21 protein-coding genes are annotated in these 23,428 nt (G+C 36.4%); 10 read left to right on the top strand and 11 right to left on the bottom strand.

The window, feature by feature from the left end:
- The first annotated feature begins 163 nt into the window (after positions 1 to 163).
- The 3 genes from CWS31_RS04940 to CWS31_RS04930 all read left to right on the top strand — a co-directional run bounded on the left by CWS31_RS04940 (position 164) and on the right by CWS31_RS04930 (position 3,234).
- A complete protein-coding gene (locus tag CWS31_RS04940; protein WP_101344763.1) occupies positions 164 to 1,372 on the top strand; it encodes a BaiN/RdsA family NAD(P)/FAD-dependent oxidoreductase in 1,209 nt (402 codons plus the stop codon).
- 266 nt (positions 1,373 to 1,638) lie between these two features.
- Positions 1,639 to 2,673 carry an AI-2E family transporter gene (locus tag CWS31_RS04935; protein WP_101344762.1) on the top strand — a complete coding sequence of 345 codons (1,035 nt, stop codon included), beginning with the start codon at positions 1,639 to 1,641 and terminating at the stop codon, positions 2,671 to 2,673.
- A 246-nt stretch (positions 2,674 to 2,919) separates the two neighbouring features.
- A complete protein-coding gene (locus CWS31_RS04930; RefSeq protein WP_101344761.1) occupies positions 2,920 to 3,234 on the top strand; it encodes a hypothetical protein in 315 nt (104 codons plus the stop codon).
- A gap of 115 nt (positions 3,235 to 3,349) precedes the next feature.
- Here the strand turns inward: CWS31_RS04930 and CWS31_RS04925 are convergent, their stop codons facing one another.
- From CWS31_RS04925 to CWS31_RS04910, 4 genes are all read right to left on the bottom strand, one after another.
- Positions 3,350 to 4,468: an AI-2E family transporter gene (locus CWS31_RS04925; protein WP_101344760.1), complete on the bottom strand. Its 1,119-nt coding sequence runs from the start codon at positions 4,466 to 4,468 to the stop codon at positions 3,350 to 3,352.
- A 107-nt stretch (positions 4,469 to 4,575) separates the two neighbouring features.
- Entirely contained in the window at positions 4,576 to 5,601 is a 1,026-nt protein-coding gene (locus tag CWS31_RS04920; RefSeq protein ID WP_101344759.1) for a mechanosensitive ion channel family protein, read from the bottom strand.
- Positions 5,602 to 5,796: 195 nt separating this feature from the next.
- Entirely contained in the window at positions 5,797 to 6,921 is a 1,125-nt protein-coding gene (locus CWS31_RS04915; RefSeq protein WP_101344758.1) for a DUF748 domain-containing protein, read from the bottom strand.
- 36 nt (positions 6,922 to 6,957) lie between these two features.
- Positions 6,958 to 7,116: a YqaE/Pmp3 family membrane protein gene (locus CWS31_RS04910; protein WP_101344757.1), complete on the bottom strand. Its 159-nt coding sequence runs from the start codon at positions 7,114 to 7,116 to the stop codon at positions 6,958 to 6,960.
- A gap of 397 nt (positions 7,117 to 7,513) precedes the next feature.
- On the opposite strand from CWS31_RS04910, the gene CWS31_RS04905 reads away from it, so the two are divergent.
- The 5 genes from CWS31_RS04905 (at position 7,514) to CWS31_RS04885 (ending at position 14,217) form a co-directional block, all read left to right on the top strand.
- Positions 7,514 to 7,705, top strand: a complete 192-nt coding sequence (locus CWS31_RS04905) for a CsbD family protein (protein ID WP_101344756.1) — start codon at positions 7,514 to 7,516, stop codon at positions 7,703 to 7,705.
- A gap of 352 nt (positions 7,706 to 8,057) precedes the next feature.
- A complete protein-coding gene (locus CWS31_RS04900; RefSeq protein WP_101344755.1) occupies positions 8,058 to 8,993 on the top strand; it encodes a YihY/virulence factor BrkB family protein in 936 nt (311 codons plus the stop codon).
- A 381-nt stretch (positions 8,994 to 9,374) separates the two neighbouring features.
- Positions 9,375 to 9,809, top strand: coding sequence for a CBS domain-containing protein (locus CWS31_RS04895; RefSeq protein ID WP_101344754.1), 435 nt, complete (start codon positions 9,375 to 9,377; stop codon positions 9,807 to 9,809).
- A 237-nt stretch (positions 9,810 to 10,046) separates the two neighbouring features.
- Positions 10,047 to 10,985, top strand: coding sequence for a nuclease-related domain-containing protein (locus tag CWS31_RS04890; protein ID WP_101344753.1), 939 nt, complete (start codon positions 10,047 to 10,049; stop codon positions 10,983 to 10,985).
- A 34-nt stretch (positions 10,986 to 11,019) separates the two neighbouring features.
- Positions 11,020 to 14,217 (top strand): DUF3427 domain-containing protein, encoded by a 3,198-nt coding sequence (locus CWS31_RS04885; protein ID WP_101344752.1) that lies wholly within the window; start codon positions 11,020 to 11,022, stop codon positions 14,215 to 14,217.
- Positions 14,218 to 14,377: 160 nt separating this feature from the next.
- On the opposite strand, the gene CWS31_RS04880 is transcribed toward CWS31_RS04885, so the two are convergent.
- The 6 genes from CWS31_RS04880 to CWS31_RS04860 are packed head-to-tail and all read right to left on the bottom strand — an operon-like array spanning position 14,378 to position 21,197.
- Positions 14,378 to 15,556, bottom strand: coding sequence for a RelA/SpoT domain-containing protein (locus CWS31_RS04880; RefSeq protein WP_101344751.1), 1,179 nt, complete (start codon positions 15,554 to 15,556; stop codon positions 14,378 to 14,380).
- 13 nt (positions 15,557 to 15,569) lie between these two features.
- Positions 15,570 to 15,746 (bottom strand): hypothetical protein, encoded by a 177-nt coding sequence (locus CWS31_RS17535; RefSeq protein ID WP_170252764.1) that lies wholly within the window; start codon positions 15,744 to 15,746, stop codon positions 15,570 to 15,572.
- 22 nt (positions 15,747 to 15,768) lie between these two features.
- A complete protein-coding gene (locus tag CWS31_RS04875; RefSeq protein WP_101344750.1) occupies positions 15,769 to 17,832 on the bottom strand; it encodes a hypothetical protein in 2,064 nt (687 codons plus the stop codon).
- A 2-nt stretch (positions 17,833 to 17,834) separates the two neighbouring features.
- Positions 17,835 to 18,296, bottom strand: a complete 462-nt coding sequence (locus CWS31_RS04870; protein ID WP_101344749.1) for a hypothetical protein — start codon at positions 18,294 to 18,296, stop codon at positions 17,835 to 17,837.
- Positions 18,297 to 19,220 (bottom strand): hypothetical protein, encoded by a 924-nt coding sequence (locus CWS31_RS04865; protein WP_101344748.1) that lies wholly within the window; start codon positions 19,218 to 19,220, stop codon positions 18,297 to 18,299. It abuts the gene before it with no gap.
- Positions 19,221 to 19,265: 45 nt separating this feature from the next.
- Positions 19,266 to 21,197 carry a class I SAM-dependent methyltransferase gene (locus CWS31_RS04860; protein ID WP_101344747.1) on the bottom strand — a complete coding sequence of 644 codons (1,932 nt, stop codon included), beginning with the start codon at positions 21,195 to 21,197 and terminating at the stop codon, positions 19,266 to 19,268.
- Between the two features lie 219 nt (positions 21,198 to 21,416).
- On the opposite strand from CWS31_RS04860, the gene CWS31_RS04855 reads away from it, so the two are divergent.
- Positions 21,417 to 21,836 (top strand): hypothetical protein, encoded by a 420-nt coding sequence (locus CWS31_RS04855; RefSeq protein ID WP_101344746.1) that lies wholly within the window; start codon positions 21,417 to 21,419, stop codon positions 21,834 to 21,836.
- Positions 21,837 to 21,903: 67 nt separating this feature from the next.
- Positions 21,904 to 22,317, top strand: a complete 414-nt coding sequence (locus CWS31_RS04850) for an MAPEG family protein (protein ID WP_246143367.1) — start codon at positions 21,904 to 21,906, stop codon at positions 22,315 to 22,317.
- A 113-nt stretch (positions 22,318 to 22,430) separates the two neighbouring features.
- Here the strand turns inward: CWS31_RS04850 and CWS31_RS04845 are convergent, their stop codons facing one another.
- The gene (locus CWS31_RS04845; RefSeq protein WP_101344745.1) at positions 22,431 to 23,423 is read right to left on the bottom strand and encodes an alkaline phosphatase D family protein; all 993 of its coding nucleotides are present in this window, start codon (positions 23,421 to 23,423) and stop codon (positions 22,431 to 22,433) included.
- Positions 23,424 to 23,428 lie beyond the last annotated feature (5 nt).

Below are 23,428 nucleotides of genomic sequence, written 5' to 3'. Positions count from 1 at the left end.
AGCATTTTGCTTATCCCTAATTCAGGTTATTTACGACATTTGCCGCGAATAAACGCTTTATTCAAGCTTTTTATATACGGCCTATTTGCATAAAGTTTATAATTAAGCCGCTATTTCAAGCTTATTTCTATTTATCAAAGACATTTATCTTTAAGGTGTAACCGTGATCACAACAGACGTATTAATAATTGGCGCAGGCGCAGCAGGTTTAATGTGTGCAGCACAAGCAGGATATCGCGGTAAAAGTGTTGTTGTGGTTGATATGGGTAAAAAACCGGCACGAAAAATATTAATTAGTGGTGGCGGGCGTAGTAACTTCACCAATGAAAATGCTACCCCCGAAAATTACCTTTGCCAAAACCCACACTTTGTTAAATCGGCATTAAGTCGCTACAGTTCACAAGACTTTATTGATTTAGTTGACCGCCACGGTTTGCAATATCATCACAAAACCTTAGGGCAATTATTTTGTGATAACAGCGCACAAGACTTAGTAGATATTTTGATGACCGAATGTGAGTGGGCTGGTGTGCAAGTAAAGCTGCGTAGCGAAGTACTTTCAGTAGAAAAACTTAATGCCGCTGAAACTGCAGAAGAAACATATAATTATTTGATTAAAACCACAGAACAAACATACCAATGTAAGTCGTTAGTAGTTGCTTCAGGTGGACTAACCATGCCAAAACTTGGCGCCACACCCATAGGTTATAAAATTGCCGAACAGTTTGACTTAAACGTACTAGAAACCTTAGCAGCGTTAGTGCCGTTTACCTTGCACGAACACGACAAACAACGTTTTGATGGTTTATCTGGCATTAGCTTATTTACCGAAGTTAGCAGTGAAGACGGCACTAAATTCAAAGAAAACATTTTGTTTACCCACCGCGGTTTATCAGGCCCTGCAATATTACAAATATCATCATTTTGGCGCGCAGGGCAGGTGGTAACCATCAACTTATTGCCAGAACACAACCTGAGTCAAACATTAAGCCAATGGCAAAGTGAGCAAGGCGATAAATCGGTTAAAAATTTATTAGCAACTGTACTACCAAAACGTTTTGTTGAAGTGTTAGTAAAAGAAGGCGTAATTGCCGACAAACCCGTAAAGCAACTCAATCACCCTGAAATAGCCGCGTTAAGTGAATATATCCACGCATGGCAGATAAAACCCAATGGAACTGAGGGCTACAGAACGGCCGAGGTTACCTTGGGAGGCGTAAACACCGATGAGCTTTCTAGCAAAACCTTTGAAAGTAAAAGGCAGAAAAACTTGTTTTTTATTGGTGAAGTAATCGACGTAACCGGTTGGCTCGGAGGCTACAATTTTCAATTTTGCTGGGCGAGTGGTTTTGCCTGCGGTCAGGCGGTTTAGTTGTGTAGTGACAATAACGTTTGCTTAGTAACAATTAAAGTTAAGTGACTTTACCCGCTAGGAATATATTACAATATTTATTGCACATTCTTCATGCCTACGGGCATATTCCATTCTGTATTTTTTAATCTAAAAAAGTTAATGCTCAAGTGTAGCGCTTATGGCGGGGCATTTTTAATGGCATTACCTCTAGTATTTTCTTTGGTATTTATTTTGGTGTGAAATTTGCTCTGAATTAGTATTACATATTCAGTTATAGGAAATTTATGAAAACCAAATTACTGGCAAAACGCACATTCATTCAGGCCAGTACCACTATATTGGTTGTACTTCTCGCATGGATGTTTGTAGATAGCAGTAAAATTATACTTACTGGCTTTGGGGGCGTATTAATCGCTGTGCTATTTTGTGGCTCTGCAGAGTGGTTAAGTAATAAAACTAACCTATCAAGAAAAATTTGGCTTCCAGTTACTATCATTGTGCCCTTATTGTTATTCGGGCTTTTTTTATTGTACACCGCCCCTAAACTTGCCGAGCAGGCTAGTGAATTAAAAGATCGCTTACCACAAGCTATTAGCTATATTCAGGAGCAGATATCAGGACTTCAATGGCCAGATAAAATTGTCGATAATGTAAAAGAGCTTAGTTCGTATGATCCCGAAGTAAGTACGATAGTTAATGTCATGACAAGTTTTTTCTCGTCAACAATGAATGGGCTAGGCAGTATTGTTTTTGCTCTTTTTCTAGCGTTGTTTCTTTCTGTAAATCCTAAGTTGTATATCAAAGGAGCAGTATCGCTTGTACCTCCTTTACATCGAGAAAGAGTAAAAGAAGCTTTCGAAGCTTGTGGAAGCGCTTTGTCAGGTTGGCTTGTTGCAAAAATAGCTTCAATGTTAATGGTTGGCATACTAACTACCCTTGGCTTGTGGGCGCTAGGAACCGATCTTGCTTTGATCCTGGGAATTATAGCGGCGTTACTTTCATTTATTCCAAATATTGGTCCTATCATTGGCTACATACCTGCGGCATTAGTTAGCGTGATAACAGGTGTAGATACATTAATTTATGTCACTATTTTGTATGTTGGAATTCAAGTAGTTGAGAGTTATATATTGACGCCTGTACTACAGGCTAAAATAGCGAATCTTCCGCCGGCTCTTACTCTTTTCGCTCAGGTTCTATTGGCCAGCATGGTTGGTATGGCAGGGGTTTTACTGGCCGCACCGCTTGTTGTAACGGTTATGGTTTTAGTTAAGATGTTGTATATAGAAGATTTGCTCGAAACTAAAACTACAGAGTAGTTGGATAGTATTTTTTATAAATTAGTCACTTTATAAATTAATCATTGAGCATTTTTCACCTAAGTCTTAATTTCTAAACCTCAACCCGTAAGTCTTAATCTCTAAATCTTAACCCTAGATCTTAACCCATAACTATTAAGACCTAGGTTTAATACCTTGCTTTCAAACAGTTACCCTCATTAAATTTTCAACTCTTTCAATTTATTAGGTATAATACGCAATACAACTTAATATTCATGGACGGGTATGAACTTACAAAAAACACTACTTATTTCACTTTTACTCACCTTACTCTGCTCATGCGTAGTCGTTCCCAAGGTTGAATCTAAATATAATGAAACATGCAAAACCCGCGAAAAAAAGATAGTGCTCTCCCTTAAAGGCGATTGGGAACCAAGTGAAATGGAATGCGCTAACAAACAAGAATGCAAAGACGACTTTATAGGTGAAAATATATTAGGATTTATTACCTTGCCTGTTAGTGCAATAGTTTCGGGTTCAATAGCGGTTGTTGGTAACACTGTACTTTGGTTTAGAGAACTAGGGCAATGCGATAATTAGGCTAGCAATAACATCAACCTAACCTTCCCACACAAGCATCAACACACCTTCAACACAATCAGCAATACAAAATAACCATAGGCATTAGTTTTTAAAACACCCAATAGTGAACAGCTTATGTTTCTAAAAACTTAACCCATGGTTGTGTTTGCTCAAACAATGTCAGTATTAGCTTTATACATACGAGTAAAGGTACGGCAATCAACAACCCAATTAAACCCCATAACCAACCTATTATTAATAACCAAACAATAATAATAAAAGGGTTAATACGCATATTTTTAGATAATACCAAAGGTGTTATTAATTGCGACTCAAGTATATTAAGTAACAGTACGCCACCCACTACAATCAATACGTTAACATCCATTCCCCATTGAACAGAACTTGCAAGCGCAATGGCACTTAAAGCAAAGGCAGGCCCAACGAATGGAATAAAGTTAACAAAGCCGACAATTAACCCCCACAGTAAAGCGTCTTCCAAGCCCATACACGTAAATAAAATCATAGCTAATAAGGCAAGCAATACATTAATTAAGCTAACGGTTAATATATATCGAGAGAGTTGTTGTTGCACATTTCGAACAAACTTAAAGGCGTTATTTTGCTCACTTTCTTCAACAAAAAGTTGTACGTAATGCCTAAAAAGTTTAGGTGAATATACCAAGGTAAATAAAATCAAAATAACTGCGGTAAGAAGCTGCATAAGTGCGAAAGGGGCCAAAACCATAAACTCACCAGCAAAAGAAAATAGTGATTCTTTTAACTGATTTTGAATCATAGATTTATTTTCTGAACTCGTCTCTACTTTGGGTTTTTCTTCAAACCATGAGAACCATTTATCACTTTCTTCTGCTGTTTTATCTACAGTCTCCGAGCTGTTAATGTCGATAATATCTTGATACTTATCTAGCTCTTTTGAAATATGAGTCGACACTTGGGGAAGCATCTTTGTCCATTTGGTTATCGGCTCTTCTAATTGAACGACTAATGCACTTGTAGGAATAATTAAGCAGCATAATAGAAAAACAGCACCCAACACTCTTGGAACATATAACCGCTCTAACGTATTAACCCCTGAACTTAATAATAATGATATTAACGCTGAAGCAACGAGGAGAAGAATTAACTCCTGTGCAAAATATGCGGTATAAACAACGGCTAAAATGGTTAGCGTAACATGACAAACTAAGCTTTTATTTATCGGCTTTTTTTCTTGTGGGATTGATGTCACTTATCGTTCTACCTTATTTTTAAAACCCAATGGATAATTTTACTTCTGACTAGCTAGAACTAGTGTTAGCTAGAATATGCGTTTTCATCACGCAGTAATACGGTTATTTATAAAATATTTTCACCTTCTTCCGGATCTCTAGCTTGAGCTGCCTGCTCTCTTATTTCATCATGATCGCTACTAGTATCATCAGTTTTAAATTCGTTAGTTTTTTTCTTGGGATTTTTATCAGTACTATCAGTATTATCAGCATTAGGTGCGCTATGTGTAACCTGATGATCAGTAGTCATGGCTAAATCTTCTGGGTTCAAAATAATTCTTTCACGTGCATCATCTGGCATAGCAATGTTTTCTGCCAAAAAGGTCTCAACTATTTCTTTCATCAATACCGAGGAAACTTTTAACCGGCTACTGGTTTCGCTATTCACCCAAAAATAAAGACGTAAGTTACAGGTTGATGCACCTAAGGAATCGACTAAAACTTGTGGCTCTGGCTCTTTAAGCACAGCAGGGTGTGCGTGCATAATTTCCGCCGCTAAAGATTGCGCATAGTTAAAGTCGGCATCATAACCAACACCAATATCAATAGTGCTTCGCATAAGTGGGTTTGCCGTCAAATTACGAATTGCGTTTTTATATATGGTGGCATTAGGAAGTTGTACATGATCACCATTAAAATCTACCAAAGTAGTGGCTCTGGACGTCATCTTATTAACCACACCTAAATAGCCATCAACCTCGATAATATCTCCCAATTTAAAAGGTCGCTGAACACTTAACAACAGACTGGATAAAAAATTCTCTGCAATGTCTTTAAAAGCGAAGCCTATGATTAAACCAAGCACACCTGTACCACTTAGTAGCGCCACAGCAAATTGTGTAAGACCTAATAAGCGCAATAAAATGTACAAGCCTATTAATACAACCACCATGCTCATTATTCTGCGGGTGACTATTTGAATTAATTTACTGGTAGTTGTTTTGGTTAATGGTTTGGTCAGAAAGTTAGCTATTGGCTTTGACAGCCAGAAAAAAATGCCGAAAATTAGTACTCCTAAAAATATAGAAGGTAACTTTTCCAAAACAAGTTGATAAAATTGAACTAGATCATTGAGAACTACTTGAGTTTGCATATTATTGACCTTCTAATTTTTTAAAGGGTATTCATTTATTTTAAGCACTTCTACAACTTGAGCACTTTACAAATTTAATGCCGCAAATCGTATTAGTGATCACGCCATGTTAGCTAATATCAAAATACTGCCACCTATTGATTTAGAACACTTTCTTTGTTGTGTGAGCTGATTTACATAGCAAGATATTCAGCCCTAATTAACATCCTTCTTTGCTGTAGCTGGATCTTTCAAACCATTGACAGACAAGCCACTGACAGAGTTTTCAACTTTCAGGTTATAGGCTTCAATAAACGCGTTTTTGAGAATTCCGAAAAGTGCGTCGAAAGTAGACAAGTCAGGATCATCTAAAACACCTTCAATCGGTACTCTCGTAGCAACTAAGTTTTTATCGTCATTCTCAAATAGACTTGCCAGAGCGCCACCAATCATGTCAAAAAATATTTGAATTGGATTATCATCATCTTCAACCACATCTTCATGCCAAGAAAACACCTCCAACTTGTAAACCCCAGCCTGCACGTAACCCGTTAACTTACCATCTACAGACTTTAACTCACTGGCTAAGTCAACCTGACCAGCTTCAAAGTCAAAAGGAGCGTAGAATTTTAATAACGAGTCGATATAAGAAACAGGTAACTTTTCCATCTCAAGATCAAAATCAAAAGTAGGTTTAGTGGTATTTGGGTCAAAACTCGCAGTTAATTTTACTTTAGCTTGATTTTGAATGTCGCCGGTCATATCAGCTAAAGCAACAGTGTCAGCGCCTTTTGAATTAGCAATATTGGTTACAACTAGTTGAATGTTTTGCACACTAAACTCTGAGCGTTTGAGTTGCGCCTGTGCATCCATAATAAAAGTGCCATTTTCAACCGTTAATCTATCAATAGAAAAAGGCGTGAGGTCGCGGGCTAAACCAATCCAAGTTTTTTCGTCGGTTACCGCAGCATCTTCAATTACTTTATCTTCTGGCCTGTCATAAAGGCCAATGGTTGGATTAATTAGAGATATTTCAGTGACTAACTTTCCCTGTAACAATGCACTCCAAAGTACCGATAAATCGACCCTGTCAGCGATGAAAAGCGGAAACCTTTCTTTATCTCCAGCTTGGCGAATATTAACACCCTTAATACTGTAAGCCCCAGCTATCAATGCTAAATCAACATCATCCACAGAGCCTACTATAGCCGGTGTTTGCTCAATAACTCGGTTAGTATACCAAGTGATAATAGACGGAGCGGCTAATCTTAGGGCAATGAGTATCACAAGTATGGTAAGTAAACTCCCAGCCGTGCGTTTTCCAAATTTGTTGATGCCCATATCTAACTACCTTTTCCCCTGTTTTTTGGCCAAGCTCTATCGTTTAGCGATAATCCAAACGGCATGAATAATTCCTGGTAAGTAGCCAAGTAAGGTCAACAGTATGTTAAGGAAAAAAGCCCCTGAAAGTCCTACTTGCATAAACACACCAAGGGGAGGCAACAAAATAGCTATGATGATTCGAAGAAAATCCATTAGTAAGTCCTTAATAAAAAAATAAGTGGAGTTGAGTTAGTCGTCCTGTTTTCTTGTTCACAAATTGAATGTAGCAAACCTCATACCACTGAGCGCTTCAGTCTTAAAGGATTTTTAACATGATGATATAAATAGATTTTTAGTTTGATATTTTTAATCAGGTACTGAGAAACAAGTATTCACAATACCTATGCCTCAGACAAAAATTCATAATCTTTGTAAAATTTACATATTTTTTAGAGACAATATTTCATGTGATTTTATTTTACATAATAAAATCAGTTACTTGTTTGGTTGGCATAGGTCTTGATTGATACTTGATTGATATAAGGTGAAATTATCGATTGGGTCGTTTAAGCCCCAAATTATGTTTAATCAGAAAAAGGAGTGCACAAGCATGAATTCAGATATAGCTAAAGGTAAGTGGAAACAAATAACAGGTTCTATTAAAGCTAAATGGGGCAAATTAACGGATGATGATTTGCAAGAAATAGATGGTAACCTAGAAAAGTTTCAAGGAAAGATGCAAGAAAAATATGGCATGGGTAAAGAAGAAGCCGAACAAGAATTCAATAATAGCCAAATCTAGGTTTAAAAATAGTTTAGGTTTAGAAAAATAATCGTTCTATGGCGTCAGATTTACTGGCGTCTTTTTTGATTATCAACCTTGGAAAAGCTTATCAAGTTTATGAAAATACTAACAACAGTAAGATAGATAGCAAGGACGAATCTGATAGCAGAAAATCACAGCAATATGCTAATTACATCTTATGGCAATACCTGATTTTATACATCAAGAAAAGCTAAGTCATTTCAAAATAATGCAAAATTAACGCTGAGAAGTTGTTGCTTGTTACATGAAAAAATTCGTGAATTTATATCTTTAAATATGAGGTCGCTAATTTTAAAAACAGTAATAGCCATAAAAAGGGTTAAGTGACATGAGTTCAGAAAATAATGTAAACCATCCCCAAGAGTTTTCGTTAGCTAACTGGTGGCAAATAACCAAGCGCGTGGTGGAAAAAATTCAACAAGACAACATGTCGCTTATTGCGGCAGGGGTAGCGTTTTATTTTCTTTTAGCTATTTTTCCATTATTGGCAGCTTTAATATCAATGTATGGACTTTTTGTTGATCAAGAAACACTTAGCCAACATATTAGTTTGCTGGTTGGGGTTATTCCCGAACAAAGCAGACAAATACTAGAAGCTCAGATTGAAAGCCTATTGTCTACTGATAACAGTGTGTTAAGTATAGGCTTCATCTTTAGCTTTCTAATAACATTATGGAGTGGAGGTAAAGGATCTGTCGCTTTAATTACTGCCTGCAACATCACTTATCAGGAAGATAAAAGTCGATCTTTTTTCAAAATAATAGTAGTTCGCGTATTACTAACCTTAGCAACAATATTAATCATTATTGTCATGTTATTGCTAATTGTGGGAATTCCACTGGTGCTTAGTGTTGTGAGTGAAAGTAGCCAAACTCTTGTAGGGTGGTTTACGTGGCCAACTTTACTTATCGTTTTCAACTTCTCCCTGGCGAGTTTATACAAGTACGCACCTCATCGCGAATCCGCTAAATGGCGTTGGGTAACACCTGGTGCTGTGCTGGCAACATTGTTTTGGCTGTTGGGCTCATATTTTTTCAACTTATATATTAGCGAGTATGCTAGTTACAACGAAACATATGGTTCTATGGGCGGGGTTGTAATATTACTAATGTGGTTTTATGTTACTGCCTACACAATATTGCTTGGTGCTGAAATAAATGCAGCAACAGAATTACAAACCATTGAAGACACCACTACTGGTGACGAAAAGCCACAAGGAGAAAGGGGAGCATACGTAGCAGACAATGGTCCAAAAACTGAATAACCCATTAAAACGAAAGCAATACACGTAAAGGCGTGACTAATAAATATATTTGTATTGTTAGCGCACTATCAGATGATTTTATAATGATAATAAAGTTTGTTCATAGCACTTGAATTAGACTCATCTAATAACTCACTCATTATTCAAAAAGCCTCACTCAATCGCTCTATTTTGGTGCAAATCTGTACAAATTAACTCAATATTCCCTATAAAGCATTCAGAATAATTTACGCTTGTTGTTGTATTTAATAACTAACTCATTGTAATAAAAGTGTTAATTAATAAGTGCAAGCAGGTGGCACGGCTGTTGCTCATTAATACTTGGCAACACACAAAATTAATAACATTAAAATAAGCGAGCCACCGCCCCAGGAGCACAATATGCAAGCCATCACAGCCCAAAATATCATGGATACTTCACCGTTATCATTTCTCCCTAATATTGGTGTAATTGTCGCCCTACGACAATTACTAAGTGCTGGTTTGTCTGGTGCTCCGGTAGTTGATGGAGATAAAAACCTGGTGGGATTTTTGTCTGAAGCTGACTGCATGCGTGGTGCATTAATGGGTGGCTACTTCTCAAGCGTAGGTGAATTAGTACGCGATAGAATGACAACTGAAGTAGAGTCAATTAACGTAAATTGTAATTTGGTAGATATTGCGGATAAATTTTTGCGCAATAACCGTCGAGTACTGCCCGTTGTTGAACAAGGTAAGGTAGTTGGATTAGTGCAGCGCCGCAGCGTACTTGAGGAACTACTTAAGCACATTGATAACAAGAGTGAACCTGTAGGATATAAACGAAGCTACGCTTAAAACAATTTACCGACTACAGTTGGCACAAAACAGATTAACTGTTGCGCCAACCTAGCAAATAATTAAAATCCGATATCAGCCTTGATATCGGATTTTTTTATGGATAAAGGTTTAACCTTATTTACTGTTAACTTGTTAAGTGAGTTATTTAATTAGTAGGTAAGTCTTAACGTTATGAGTAGCTTAATATAAGATATGGAATAATAAGCTCTATATGTAATACGGAAGTTATAGTTCATGATCCTGAAAGATAAAACACTACAAAAAGTTACCTCTCCAATGGCGAAAGCCGGCCAAAAACAAGAACAAGACGTTGCCTTTTTTCTGAGACGTGCGTTCAAAGATCATCCTAATGTTTTTGTTATTAATGATTTTAAGTTCACTCATAACAACGAAACGGCACAAATTGATCATTTAATTATTTATACGTACGGCTTTATATTGGTGGAATCCAAAAGTATTACTGGAGAGGTTAAAGTTAATGAAGTTGGGGAGTGGAGTCGTAGTTTAGGCAATAAATGGTCTGGTATGTCGTCACCAATTAAGCAGGTTGAACTTCAGCAAAAATTATTAAGAGAAATGCTGTTAGAAAATAAAGCAGATATTTTAGGCAAAGTTTTTGGTATACAAACAGGTTTTGGTGGGCGAAGTTGGGATAACCTCTGCGCTGTGTCTAGTAACGCTATAATTCACCGAGAAACAATACCTAAAGGTGTTTCAAGGCAACTTGTAAAAACAGAATTTTTAGTTGAAAAACTACATAAAATTATGCGCTTATCTCTGGATATGATTAAAAAAGTTAACTTATTTGATACTAGGGCTTATTTTAATAATGAAGAATTAGAATCAGTTACTTCATTTTTAATGGCGCAGTTAAAACCAGAAATATTAGAAAGTGATAAAACTGAGAATATAACTTCCCCAGCTACCCAGAATATAAGCGAAATCAAAACCGATAGTTTGCTTGAATGTAAAGCTTGTGGTGAAAAATCTGATTATTCACCACAATATGGAAAATATGGTTATTTCATCAAATGTAATAAGTGCGATACCAATACCTCAATGAAGATTCCATGTTTAAGCTGCAATAGCAAAAGTACCAAAGTATCAAAGAAAAACACCACTTATACGTTGAGTTGTACTGACTGTACAAGTGCAAATGTGCTTATTTCCTAACAGATACAGCAGTATTAAATAGATAAGGATTTTCATGAATCAAACTGGTATTTACGAGCAGTTAATCACGCAATTGGTTGAACAGAACTTAGATCGTGACTCTTTCTATGTTGGTGAACGCAAGTTAGAAGCTGGCGAGGCGGCCACATGGTTATCTCGCTTTTTAACGCGCTTAATTGAAATCGCGATGGACTCAGTACCTAGTGGTGATACTCGAATTCATGATCAAATTAACTTAGCCAATACCATAGTAAAATGGCTTAGCACACATATTAAAGATGCAGAGTTAATTAACGAAAACCTGCTAGATAGCCAAGGTAAAATACTAACCGCACTGTTTGATAAAGAGAATCCAATCGCTGCGGATTTACCTAAATACGTAGAGTCAATTATGCCAATTACCGGGCTAACGCAAAGTGAATTATTTTGCGGTAGCAATGTAGGCATATCGTTAGAAACAGAAATTAAAAGAGAGATCCAATCATCAGATCAAATCTATTGGTTAGTATCATTTATTAAATGGGCGGGCATTCGCATATTTAAAAATGAGCTAGAAGAATTTACCCGTAGCGGTAAGCAGTTAAAAATAATTACTACCTCGTATATGGGCGCAACGGATGCCAAAGCGGTAGAGTTTTTAGCATCATTACCTCACACCGAAGTTAAGCTAAGTTACAACACCAATCGCGAAAGGCTGCATGCTAAGTCATATCTCTTTATGCGAAATACTGGGTTTCATACGGGTTACATTGGTTCGTCTAATTTATCGCACTCAGCATTAACCAGTGGTTTAGAGTGGAATTTAAAAATCACCTCTAAAGAAATACCACATATTATTGAAAAATCACTCAGCACTTTTGAAACCTATTGGGAGTCGCCAGATTTTGAACATTTTGATGGTGAAGTTGCCAGTAGAGAAAAGTTAACCAGCGCACTACAAGAAGCAAAAGGCAGTTTTAATAACTCAACGGCTAATTTTTATTTCGACATTAAACCGCATTCGCACCAGCAAACCATATTAGAAAAACTAAAAGTTGAGCGTGAATTACATAACCGATACCGCAATTTAGTTGTTGCCGCTACAGGCACAGGTAAAACAATTATTTCAGCTTTTGATTTTGCTAGTTTTTACAAAGAAAACCCAGAAGCTAAGTTTTTATTTGTTGCTCACCGAGAAGAAATACTTAAACAAGCACAAGGCGCTTATCGCGGAGTATTAAAAAATAATACCTTTGGTGAATTGTGGGTGGGCAATAATAAGCCCAATAGCTATAAACACTTGTTCGCGTCTATTCAGAGCTTAAACAATCAACTTAATACGCTTAATTTAAGTGAGGATTATTTTGATTACATTGTCATTGATGAAGTACATCATATTGCCGCGAGTAGTTACCGCGCTGTATTAAAGCATTTCACACCTAAAATATTACTGGGTTTAACAGCAACACCAGAACGTCATGACGGCACAGATATTCTTAGTGATTTTTGTAATGTTATTGCCGCTGAAATTCGATTACCAGAAGCAATTAATCAACGACATCTTTCGCCATTCCAGTATTTCGCTATAGATGATAATACCGATTTAACTAACATAAAATGGTCTAAGGGGCGCTATGATATTGCTGAACTTAGCAATCTTTATACTTTTAACGATCAGCGCGTTTTACGCATTTTACAAAGCCTAAATGAAATCGTAACTGATATTTCTCAAATGCGAGCTTTGGCGTTTTGTGTCAGTAAAGATCATGCAAACTTTATGATGAAAAAATTCATGCTAAAAGGTATTGCTTGTGGTGTATTGACCAGCGGTAACAGTAAAGATCGTGAAGTATTACAACAACAATTAAAATCAAAACAAATAAACATATTGTTTGTTGTTGATATATTTAATGAAGGTGTCGATATTCCTGAGTTAGATACCTTGTTGTTTTTACGTCCTACTGAAAGTTTAACGATATTTTTACAGCAGCTTGGTCGTGGTTTACGTTTAACCGATAACAAAGAATGCTGTACTATTTTAGATTTTGTCGGCAATTCGCGACCAGAATATGATTTTTCGAGCAAGTTTAGATCATTAACAGGTAAAACTAACCAATCAATAGATAAAGAAATTAAACAAGGCTTTCCGCATTTACCAGTAGGTTGTCGTATTGAGTTACAAGAAAAAACTCAAGCAATGATCTTAAAAAACATTAAAAAAGCGACATTAAATAAAAACAAATTAATCAGCTTAATAACTAACTTTCCGCACGTTACAACACTTCCACTATCTCTAGCTAATTTTTTAAATATTTACCCGCAAGTCACGCTAGAAGATATTTATAAAAGTAAATTTAGTGGCTGGGCTCGCTTACTTAATGAAGCCAAAAACGCTGAGATTGTTGAAACTGAAAAAGATATTTATGCCGCTTATTACCGCGCAATTAACAATCGCTTTTTAAGCTGTACGTCTATTTCATATTTACGCTTTATACAAAAGTTAGTAGAAGCTGATTTTTCTTTAGCTAAAGCAAAATCTAGCCTTAAAACTATCTATCCAGCTGATCATATCGAGTTATTTGCTTTAATGATGCATTACGACTTTTGGGATAAAGCTGGCGATAAGCTTGGTTTTGATAATCTTGAACAAAGTTTACTGGCGTTAAAAAACACTCCATTATTAGCAGAGCTAAAAGAGGTTTTAACACTATTAATTGAAAGACTTGATGTGAATGAGTTTGCTATGCCGAAAGCGGATAATACTGTAGTCGATAATTCACCGTTAAGTATGCATGTGCGCTATCCAAAAGAGCATATTTTAGTGGCGTTTGGTGATAGTAAATTTACTAAAAAATCCTCAAGCCGAGAAGGTGTATTAACAATAACTAACGCGAATACAGAGTTATTGTTTGTGACATTAGATAAATGTGAAAAACAGTTTTCTGCTACCACCATGTACCACGACTACGCCATCAGCCCCACGCTGTTTCATTGGCAAACACAAAACAGTGCTAAGCCAACTTCAGGCCGTGGTTTAGGTTATATCGAGCAAAAGAAAAACAACAAAACCTTCATTTTATTTGTACGTGAACAGGCAAAAGATGAAAACGGAAAAACTATGGGATTTGTTAACTTTGGCCCTGTAGATTTTGTAAAATATGAAGGTAGCCAGCCAATGAATATAACGTGGAAATTAAAGCATCCCATGCCAGCGTACTTGTGGCATGAGACGGCTAAGTTGGCGATTGGTTAAAACAAAATAATTTTAGCAATTGATGACTGTTCCAAACTTTTTTTCGGCTAACTCATCTGGATACCGTTCAATAAAGATATTATCTTACTCTCACGCGGTAAACTTTACACCCTTATTACTCTAAAGGGTTTCAATTATCATTTGTGGACGACTATTCATTTTAATTAATCCTAAATATTCTCTTAAGAAAGCCAGTGCTAACACTTTTTTCATCATTAGATAATTGATAAATACGACGAACAAACCCTAAATACCTAAGGAAAACAGTAGAATCTGCAAAATAATTAGGGTAAGCATCTTTAATCCCACCTACAGCATCGCTATATACCATAGCAACAACCAAATCGTCATTTCGAGCCGCTTGTTTTTCAAGTAATATATATTCCCTTGCCGCACTTTCATTATCCGCATGTAGAATTGATTGAACTCTGAATTTATTCAGTTCAATTTTCAACAAGACATAGCCTTCAACCTTTTCGTTTTCCAACCTATCATCAACAATTTTCAAAGAGCCTGTGTAAGCAACCAGTTTTTCATTAACTTTCAGGTTCTTACATGATTGAACAATTCTTTTACAACAAACTGTTAACTCTTTTTTTCTTTGTACATTACTAGTCAAAACTATTTCTTCAAAAAGGCGATCAAACTGCGCTTGATGAGAGATATCATTAAACCTATGAATACTATCTATTACTTCAAATATAGTCCCCATATCCTTAAAAAAATCTTTCCAAACATTCTCACCTTGATTCGTTTTTAAAGATTGCTTAGTAAATAAGTCTACAATCTCCAACGCTGTAGCCCAATAATGTTGAGTTATTGTTCTTACCTGTACTTCAACTAGTTTACTTGTCCCGTAAATATCAGGAAACTTACCAATTAAATGCAAACCGCGATAACCATCATGTTTAGGGTTAGCTATATAATCTTTAAATTTTGGAAGACCTTCTTTAATTCGAAACTCTTTCTTCTTTTTTAACTCGCGTTCAATTTTCCTAAGTTTTTTTAAACTTGAAACAATAGCTCGACACCCTGCGATATCTTGCATATTTTTTAATTTCATATAGTCAAAACGCCTAAGTTTATTAACTATTGAAAAATGTCGCTTCAACCGTTTTGCACAGATCGTTTTTTTATCAAATTTCTTAGAATTTTCTTGAATAATTTCAAGAGCTTTTTCGAGCGGCTCTTCATGAGAAAACCGCCAATAAGATAGAATATCCATCATTTCTGAAAACTTAGGCATATCTTCAGATATGTCATCAGCGATAAGTATTTCACCAGCTTTGATAACTTGTTTACCACTATATTTCGGTTTTACTGCTACTTGATTACTCATTACTCATTACTCATTATTCACCTACAGTCTTAGCAACGACATCTTTAATTCTATTTCTCAAATCCATCACCGCACTATCATCAAACAAACCAAATACACCTTCAAAATGAATATCTGAAAATGGTGGTTGTGCTAACTGTGCAGGTCTCATTACATCGTTGTTGGTTAATATATTAACAGTGATACTCACGCTAATTATTACAGGTCTAATACTAGCAATTATCGCTGAGTGTCCTTGTTGATTGTTTTAATGGTCTCATTATTTTTTCACCACTTTCAGTTAAATCAATAAGCTTAAAGTCTAAACCTTGTGTTGCCACATTTAATGAAGCTGTTTTTTCAGAAGTAGCTAGAATCACCTGCTGGTTATATTTCTTAGAACCAGCCGCTTTTTTGAGTAAAGAACTGAAACTAACAGGATCGGCATCTTGTTGACGAGGTTCATCGAAAATCAACAAGCCAGGGTGATTCATTTCAAAATCACGAGAAAGCTCTAACATCCCCAATAAATACCCCCAAATAATTCGAATACCATCACTAGCAGAGGTATCAAAACCTAAATCATAGTTTTCAAGTGTGGGTAGATAAGAGTCAAAGGATATATTTAAATCATTAGGTGAAAAACTACTGAATCCATATTCGCTCTCATGCTCAATCAAAATTCTCTTTAATTTATATAACTTACTCTTGTCTGATTTAGTTAAACCATCTTTGGGAATTTTATTAATGGTCGTTTCAGTGAGCATAATTTCACGATACAGTTTACTCACTTCATCCTTCACTCGTTCCTTAAAAACACGAACTTCTTCTAGCAGCTTAATAGATTCTTCCAGCTTAACTTCTTCTCGTATAAATTCTTCCAAATTAGTTTTACTAACATCTGTAATACTGTCATTTAGTCGTCGTATTTCAGCTTTAACCTCAAATAAATCATCTCTAGTCGCGTTAACTAATTGCTGTTGATGTTCAAATTCTTGTCTAGAATTCTCAAGGATAAATGAAAACGTTTTAATTTGGTTCTTTAAATAACTTAAACTTTCTTCAGCTGACATTACGTCATGTTCTATAATATTTGGGAGAAGTGCATCTGCAACAGGTTGCTCACACGCTGGGCAGCTACCTTCTTCAACACCAAGTCCGTCTAACAAACCTAATTCGTTAACTTTTTTAAGATCTTCATATTTTCTCTTGTTTTCATTGAGTGACTTTAAACGCATATTAACGGAGGCAAGGTTACTCGCTAACAATTGTAGCTTTTGGCTTGCTTCTCCAAAGTTATCTTGAGTCACTTGTTGTGAGAGCTCCTTTTCAATTATCAATGTTTTGACACGCTGAATATCAAAATCAGTATTACTTTCTTGTACCCTTTGTTCTTTAGTTTTTTTGAGACTATTTCTTTTTGCAAAAAGTAAGTCGTCTAGCAACACTTGCCGCTTTTCATGTGTAATCTCAACTTCAATGGAATATTGCGAGAACTCTTTATGAGGTTGTTTTTTAAGACCCACAACTTCACCGCGCACCAATTTAGCCTTATTACTTAGCTGCATATGCCATTGCTGCCAAAAGATTAGCAAGTTGCTGTGCTTGATTTTTAGCTTCTGTTTTTTTACTAAAAGCTCATGAACACCTAAATTCATAATAAATTCAATTGCACGTTTTCTTACATCTTTGATTTTAAAATAATAGGGTAATGTGGATTGTATTCCCGTCCACCCCCTTTTTTGTTCAACAAACAATAAAGGAAAAATCGTTGCCGGGTATAGTAAACTTTCACCGCCATCTGTTTTAGGTACTGTAGGTAAATTCCATCCTATAAATTTACATAACCATGCATAGAATCCGCGCTCGCTACTAGTATCATTTTGCTTATTTATATAATACTTATCACTAAGTTCAGGTGTAAAATCATCAAGACTTCCTTTTTGAACCCTAATTATATTAGTGTCACCGTGAACATCAAAAACATCTCTTTGTAAGCTAAATTCATCTGTGCCGTTTGATATTTGTAAAAAGACTTCTGAACTTACAACTGTATAGCTGACATCTTCAAAAACTAATGTTTTATTCATTACAGGGGTAAATGGGAAGCGACTTGTAGCGCCAATACCTTTCTCCATGCCTAGTGCATATGCAATTGAATTTAAACAAGTTGACTTACCATGTGTGTTATCTAAGCGGATAACCACTAATCCTTGGTCAAATGTAATGTCCAACCCAAATGGGCCCCCCCCCATTGTTTTAATTTTTACAATTAGTCGTTTTAAACTCAATGACATTTTTACTTCCCTTCAAGTGCTTTGGTAACTTTCTCTTCAGACAATGCAGGCTTTAATTGTAAAAGAATTAATTTCTCAACCTCAAAAACCTCCAGTTTAATTAAGCTATTAGTAGCCTTAATGCCTTCAGGTGTTAATTGAATCCTATTGTTATCAACTGTAACTAGTTTTGAGTAAAGGGCATAATCAATCGCCTTATCCATAGCTGGATCTAAATTTATAAACGGACGTTTGCCTTTCTTCTGCTCGGTGTACTCTAGATAACTGTCAATATGTTCACTATTTTTTAGTGCCCAATTAGCAATATGGACTTTATTTCTTGTTGCCTTATTGCCTCTGCCGACTAAACGCAGAATTAAGACTAAAAGATAAATACGCCAAGTAGGTCTTAAATCACAAGAAATGAATTCTTTTCTTTCGCTAATATAAAACGATTTTTTAGTAACAAGTTGCTTTAGATCCATTTAAAACCTCAGTGGGCATTCAATTAACCAGCCAGCTATAACACCCGCACACATATCAGAGCGTGTGCCACCAAAAAAGTTAGGCATTACCTGTGCTAAATCATTTTCTAGCTGCTGTATATTCTCGTCCAAGATAGTTGAAGGAGCCTTACCTTTACCGAAAAGTGAGATACGTTGTTTTAATTTTTGTTTACGTGTATTGACGCAATCAATGACTGTCAAATGAATTTGGGGGAAATCTCGCTCTAATACATCAAGCATATTTTGGTAAGTTAAGTAAAAATTAGAAATAGCCAACTTTTGGTTATCGATTTCTTTTTTATCACCATCAGCAAGTATTACCAATTTAGGATGTAAATCTGCTAAAAAGCCAACTTTTTCACCTATCCACTCGGCTAAATCCTCATCAGATATTTCATCAATATCTATTTTTAGTTGAGTAAAACAGTTTGCTAAGTTTTGCTGCTCAATCGGATAATCATCATCCGTTTGTACAGAAACTCTGAAGTCATCATCAATAAAATCTAATCCAAGATCTCTAATTTCTTTCGTTTTCTTTGCTATATATTTAGCTAATAGTTTATTGTTATAAAGTGGGGTTGCCAACACCCATGATTTTATTTTAATCCCTTGATTATCAAATATTTCTTTCCATACTCCAGCATTCGTCACTGTAAGCTTTTTAAGATCAGTATTAATTTTATTTCTTTGGTTATCATATAACTTTGAGACGGAATGGTTTTTATCTGGAAAGTAGCATTGAAAGACTTTCCCACAAGCCGTATAGCACTCAACCCCCCAATCACCTTCATTTTGATCTGGGATATCAAATACATTCTCTTGACTGTGGCGATATTTTAATAAAGATTTAAAATATGCCTCCCACGACTTGGGATCGTTAATTTCATTAAACTCAATAGCCATTATCTTTTAATACTCATTTATTAAAGTCATGTAAATAAAATCCTTTCACCACTCTCTCAACTGCTGCATTTCTTTCAATCGCCCACGTTGCATCACCAAAGCTTCAAACAAATCATCTATTGAATCGTTATCTGAATTTAACCCCGGAAGGGCGATATTCGCTTCGGCGAAAAAGCGTTCTTGTTGGCTGTTTTCTATTTGGTTCGTTGTAGTTGTTGGCAACGGCGCGGTGAATAATTTATTACTGATGGCGTAACCTGCCGTCATATCATTCACTTCATTTTTATGTGTTGAAGCTGGTTCAGCATTTGGCGAAGTAAAAGCTGTGTTGCTATCGTTACTTTGCACTGGGTTTAGCCAAGCTTCGCGCCACCAGTGTTGAATTCGTTCTTTTGATGCCAGTAATTTATGTTCTGTTGGTAAACGGTCGCTTTTTTGGCCGTTAATATCGCTATCGGCTGGTAATAAGTTCCATAAGTCGTTATTCGGCCAGCGGGAAAATGGCATGCTGTGATCAATAGCGTATTTATTGGTAAGTGTTTTAGCCGACCAAACACATTGTGCTATTTCTGGTGATTGTTGTTTAATTTGTTCAAAGCGCTGGCGCACTTCGGTTGTGGTGCGTTTTGGCTCTAGCCAGTTTAATGCTTGCTGTAAATAATATTGATTTTCAGGTGCTGAATATTGTTCGTTGCCTTTATAGCCCGCCATGGTTTTTACCCATTCGCTGACTAGTACAGGCTCAATCCAACACGCGTAACGATTAAACGCCAACCATATCGATTCAGGAACTGAAAATTCGCCCCATTGCTCTAGTGTTTGTAAATCAAGAAAAATGCTGTCTTTGGCTTTTACGGTTTTACTGTTTACTTCGAATACTGGGTTATTACTATTCGGCTCTTGATTAGGAAAGGTAATGTATTTGCAGGGCATATTTTTTATGTTGCTTGCACAGGCAGAAAGCATGCTGTGTATAGCTTTGGCATCTTCGCCAAAAAACAAATTACCAATACGGTAATCAGAAGCCGTGCGGTGTGTTAGTTTGTGCCAACCGCTATCTTTCATAAAGCCCATATTTGGGCTTTTATTTGGCGTTTGAAATAAATGGTGGGTATCAATTAAGTCTTTGTATTGATGCGCCCAGTAAAGCGCAACTAATCCCATTGGCAGTATTACTCGCTCGCCACTTACAGGGCAAGACTCTCGTCTTAATACTGCGCCTGCATGTCCATCGGCAATACGCAGTAATATTCTTAATAATGCTAATTTATGGGTTGCTGATTTTCCGTCGTTAATGGCAACGTGTCTTATAAACGGGAATGCGCCAGAGCCATCATCAGGTAATTGTAAAACTACGGTTTGCCAGTGAATATGGTTACGGCCAAGTTCATCTGTTTGTTTTGTGGTTTCAAGCTTGGTGAATAAGCCAACGTCTGTGGCTAATTGTTTTAATTCATCGGCGCACACATCAAACATTTTACGAGTTTTGTAATCGTCTTCGGTTTGACCATGACGTAGTGATATAACGATTTTGCCACCAGGTTTAAGTAAATTGGCCAATTTACGAAGTGAACGAGCACGTTCGCTTGGTGGAATGTGCATCCAAACTGCGCTTAATAGAATAAGATCAAAACTAACTTCTTGTTGAGTAATGATATTTAAAGCGGGAAGTGAGTCTTCTAACCACTTAATCTTGAGGTTTTTCGTGGTTTGTTTACCAATTTCAGCAAGGTCTAAGGCGGGTTCTACCGCGTAAATTTGAATGTTATTTTTGTTGCTATGTTTTACTTCAGCTAATTCAGCAAGATGTTTAGCATCACGTCCTGCACCAGCACCTAAATCAAGAATACGGGCGTTGGGGTTTTCTATAATTTCAGGTAACAAATGCGACCAACTTTTATGTACCTCTTCAAATGATTTTGAAAGGTACTGCTGAGCTAATGCTTCGGCATTTTTATTATAGAATTTTGGTGACAATTACGTATCCCTTCGTATCGATATTTTATTGCATTTAATTATACTTACGCTACATTCTACTACTTATCATTTCTTGTCAATAAATTGAATAGCTTAAGTGCACAACCAGATTAACCGCAACCCTTAAAATAAAGGTGGAGTGCTAATTTATAAATCATCATAAAATATTATCAAACCCATAATTTATGGAACTGGTATTACAGGGAGTTTTATTGCTATATGAACATATTTCTAATTATTGGCGGCACTTTAAGTGCCATTGTCGCTATTTTGCATGTTGGCTGTATTTATTTTGGCGCGTCCTGGTATCGGTTTTTTGGTGCTGGAGAGGAAATGGCAGTACTTGCCGAGCGTGGTAGTATTCAGCCTACAATAATTACTAGCGGCATTGTTTTGGTGTTATCTATTTGGTCGCTTTATGCTTTTTCTGCTGCGGGTGTTATTGTTCGCTTACCATTAATTCGTTTAGCGCTAACCTTAATTACAGCTATTTATTTAACGCGTGGTGTTCTTGGGTTATTTTTAGTGAATTATCCAATGGGGCGATCTCCTGAGTTTTGGGTATGGAGTTCATTAATTTGTTTAAGTTTTGGTGTTATTCACCTTATTGGGTTAAAGCAGCTGTGGTCAACGTTGTGATTAACGTGATGGGAACCTTGTAAGCGAGAAGTACTAGATGCTAAATTTTTCTTAGGAGTTTATGTAAATGCATACTTTATTGTTATACCCCATGTTTGCCATGGTATTGTTAACTTTTATTATTGCTTGTGTGGCGGTAAAGGCTAGATTCGCGGGTGTTAAAACAGGGGAGATAAGTCCTAAATATTTTCGTTTAATGGATGGGCAGAGCGTTCCAGATTTAGTAACAAAAACTACCCGTAATTTTAATAACCAATTTGAAATTCCTACGTTATTTTATGTGGTTTGTACTTTATATATTTGTTTCGGTATCAACAGTTTTGTTGCGTTAATTTTTGCTTGGTTGTTTATTGTATTTCGCGTGGCACATGCGTTTATTCATTTAACTTACAATCATATTTTGCATCGTATGCTGACATTTTGGGCGTCATTTCTGTGTGTTATGGTGCTGTGGATTAACTTGCTAGTACAGAAAATATAACTGTTGGGGATATTAAAACAGGCTCTGTTGGTCTCTTTGATTAGTCGTTGAGCTTTAAGTCTTTTCTCAATACAAAAGGCTTAAAGCTCAACGAAAGCTCCTAACAGCTATAGCTAAAGTAAGTTACGAATAATAGGTTCCATCGCTTTAGCACCACCAAGGTTATCCACTTTTACAGTATTTAATTCAACGGTAACCTTGTTTTCATCAAATTCAATGCTGCCCCAATTGTGTCGGTCATCAAAATTAAATGGCATACCCAAATAATTAATTGATATGCCAGATGAAATAATTTCGTAGCAGGGGCGTTTTCTATCTGGTTTGAGCAATTTGTTTTTATGAATATCGCCGCCAACAAAGAAAACGTTACTCTTTGACGCTTGCACCGCTTGGCAGAATAAGCGGTATTCTGTTTTGAACTTAGACCAATTTTCACTACCTTGCGTTAACGTTACCCCAGCACAAATAAAGGTGTGCGGAAGATTGTGTTGCATCTTATCTAATAGGAAACTTAATTGTGTTTCTCCTAGCATGCTTGGTGTTTTTGGCTCTGTTCTACATTTACACTGTTTATCAGAATGCTTTTTAATGGGGCTTGCAAAGCTGCGATTATCTAAAATAATAAATCGAGCGACAGGTTTATCTATGGGTAAATCCACATAACGATAAATGGGCGAATTATCGGGTTTTGATTCACCTAAAACCCAGGTTTTAAATAACCGTGTAGATACTTGTTTTTTGTCTTCAGGAACGCAAATACCGCTCGCATTATCCCAAGCAAAATCATGATCATCCCAAGTAGCGAAGAGGGCATTCTGGTCACGCATTTTGGTTACTAAGCTATTAAAATGCGGTACTGAGAATTGTTGCGCATATTTCGCTGACATTTTGGCTTCGAAATCAACCAAACTTAACTTTTCTGGTGAGCCTATTGGTTCTTGGCTAAAAAAACGTAGACCGTAATCCATGTAAATTTGATCGCCTAATAAGAACAAGTAATCAGGGTTCGAGTCTTCAACCACCTTCCATTCAGCTTGCTTTAAATTATGCGGTATATGTGGAAAAGCTTCGTAACGGCAACACGAGGCGAATGCTATTTTTGTCATGTGAT

It is taken from the genome of Colwellia echini (assembly GCF_002843355.2).
Classification (GTDB): domain Bacteria; phylum Pseudomonadota; class Gammaproteobacteria; order Enterobacterales; family Alteromonadaceae; genus Colwellia; species Colwellia echini.
This window is presented reverse-complemented; position numbering and strand designations above follow the sequence as displayed.

Bases quoted from the DNA above. Each gene is read 5' to 3' on its own strand.
- CWS31_RS04935 (WP_101344762.1), top strand. From the start codon at position 1,639: ATGAAAACCAAATTACTGGCAAAACGCACATTCATTCAGGCCAGTACC.
- CWS31_RS04930 (WP_101344761.1), top strand. From the start codon at position 2,920: ATGAACTTACAAAAAACACTACTTATTTCACTTTTACTCACCTTACTC.
- CWS31_RS04920 (WP_101344759.1), bottom strand. From the start codon at position 5,601: ATGCAAACTCAAGTAGTTCTCAATGATCTAGTTCAATTTTATCAACTT.
- CWS31_RS04915 (WP_101344758.1), bottom strand. From the start codon at position 6,921: ATGGGCATCAACAAATTTGGAAAACGCACGGCTGGGAGTTTACTTACC.
- CWS31_RS04910 (WP_101344757.1), bottom strand. From the start codon at position 7,116: ATGGATTTTCTTCGAATCATCATAGCTATTTTGTTGCCTCCCCTTGGT.
- CWS31_RS04905 (WP_101344756.1), top strand. From the start codon at position 7,514: ATGAATTCAGATATAGCTAAAGGTAAGTGGAAACAAATAACAGGTTCT.
- CWS31_RS04900 (WP_101344755.1), top strand. From the start codon at position 8,058: ATGAGTTCAGAAAATAATGTAAACCATCCCCAAGAGTTTTCGTTAGCT.
- CWS31_RS04895 (WP_101344754.1), top strand. From the start codon at position 9,375: ATGCAAGCCATCACAGCCCAAAATATCATGGATACTTCACCGTTATCA.
- CWS31_RS04890 (WP_101344753.1), top strand. From the start codon at position 10,047: ATGATCCTGAAAGATAAAACACTACAAAAAGTTACCTCTCCAATGGCG.
- CWS31_RS04885 (WP_101344752.1), top strand. From the start codon at position 11,020: ATGAATCAAACTGGTATTTACGAGCAGTTAATCACGCAATTGGTTGAA.
- CWS31_RS04880 (WP_101344751.1), bottom strand. From the start codon at position 15,556: ATGAGTAATCAAGTAGCAGTAAAACCGAAATATAGTGGTAAACAAGTT.
- CWS31_RS04875 (WP_101344750.1), bottom strand. From the start codon at position 17,832: ATGTCATTGAGTTTAAAACGACTAATTGTAAAAATTAAAACAATGGGG.
- CWS31_RS04870 (WP_101344749.1), bottom strand. From the start codon at position 18,296: ATGGATCTAAAGCAACTTGTTACTAAAAAATCGTTTTATATTAGCGAA.
- CWS31_RS04865 (WP_101344748.1), bottom strand. From the start codon at position 19,220: ATGGCTATTGAGTTTAATGAAATTAACGATCCCAAGTCGTGGGAGGCA.
- CWS31_RS04855 (WP_101344746.1), top strand. From the start codon at position 21,417: ATGAACATATTTCTAATTATTGGCGGCACTTTAAGTGCCATTGTCGCT.
- CWS31_RS04850 (WP_246143367.1), top strand. From the start codon at position 21,904: ATGCATACTTTATTGTTATACCCCATGTTTGCCATGGTATTGTTAACT.
- CWS31_RS04845 (WP_101344745.1), bottom strand. From the start codon at position 23,423: ATGACAAAAATAGCATTCGCCTCGTGTTGCCGTTACGAAGCTTTTCCA.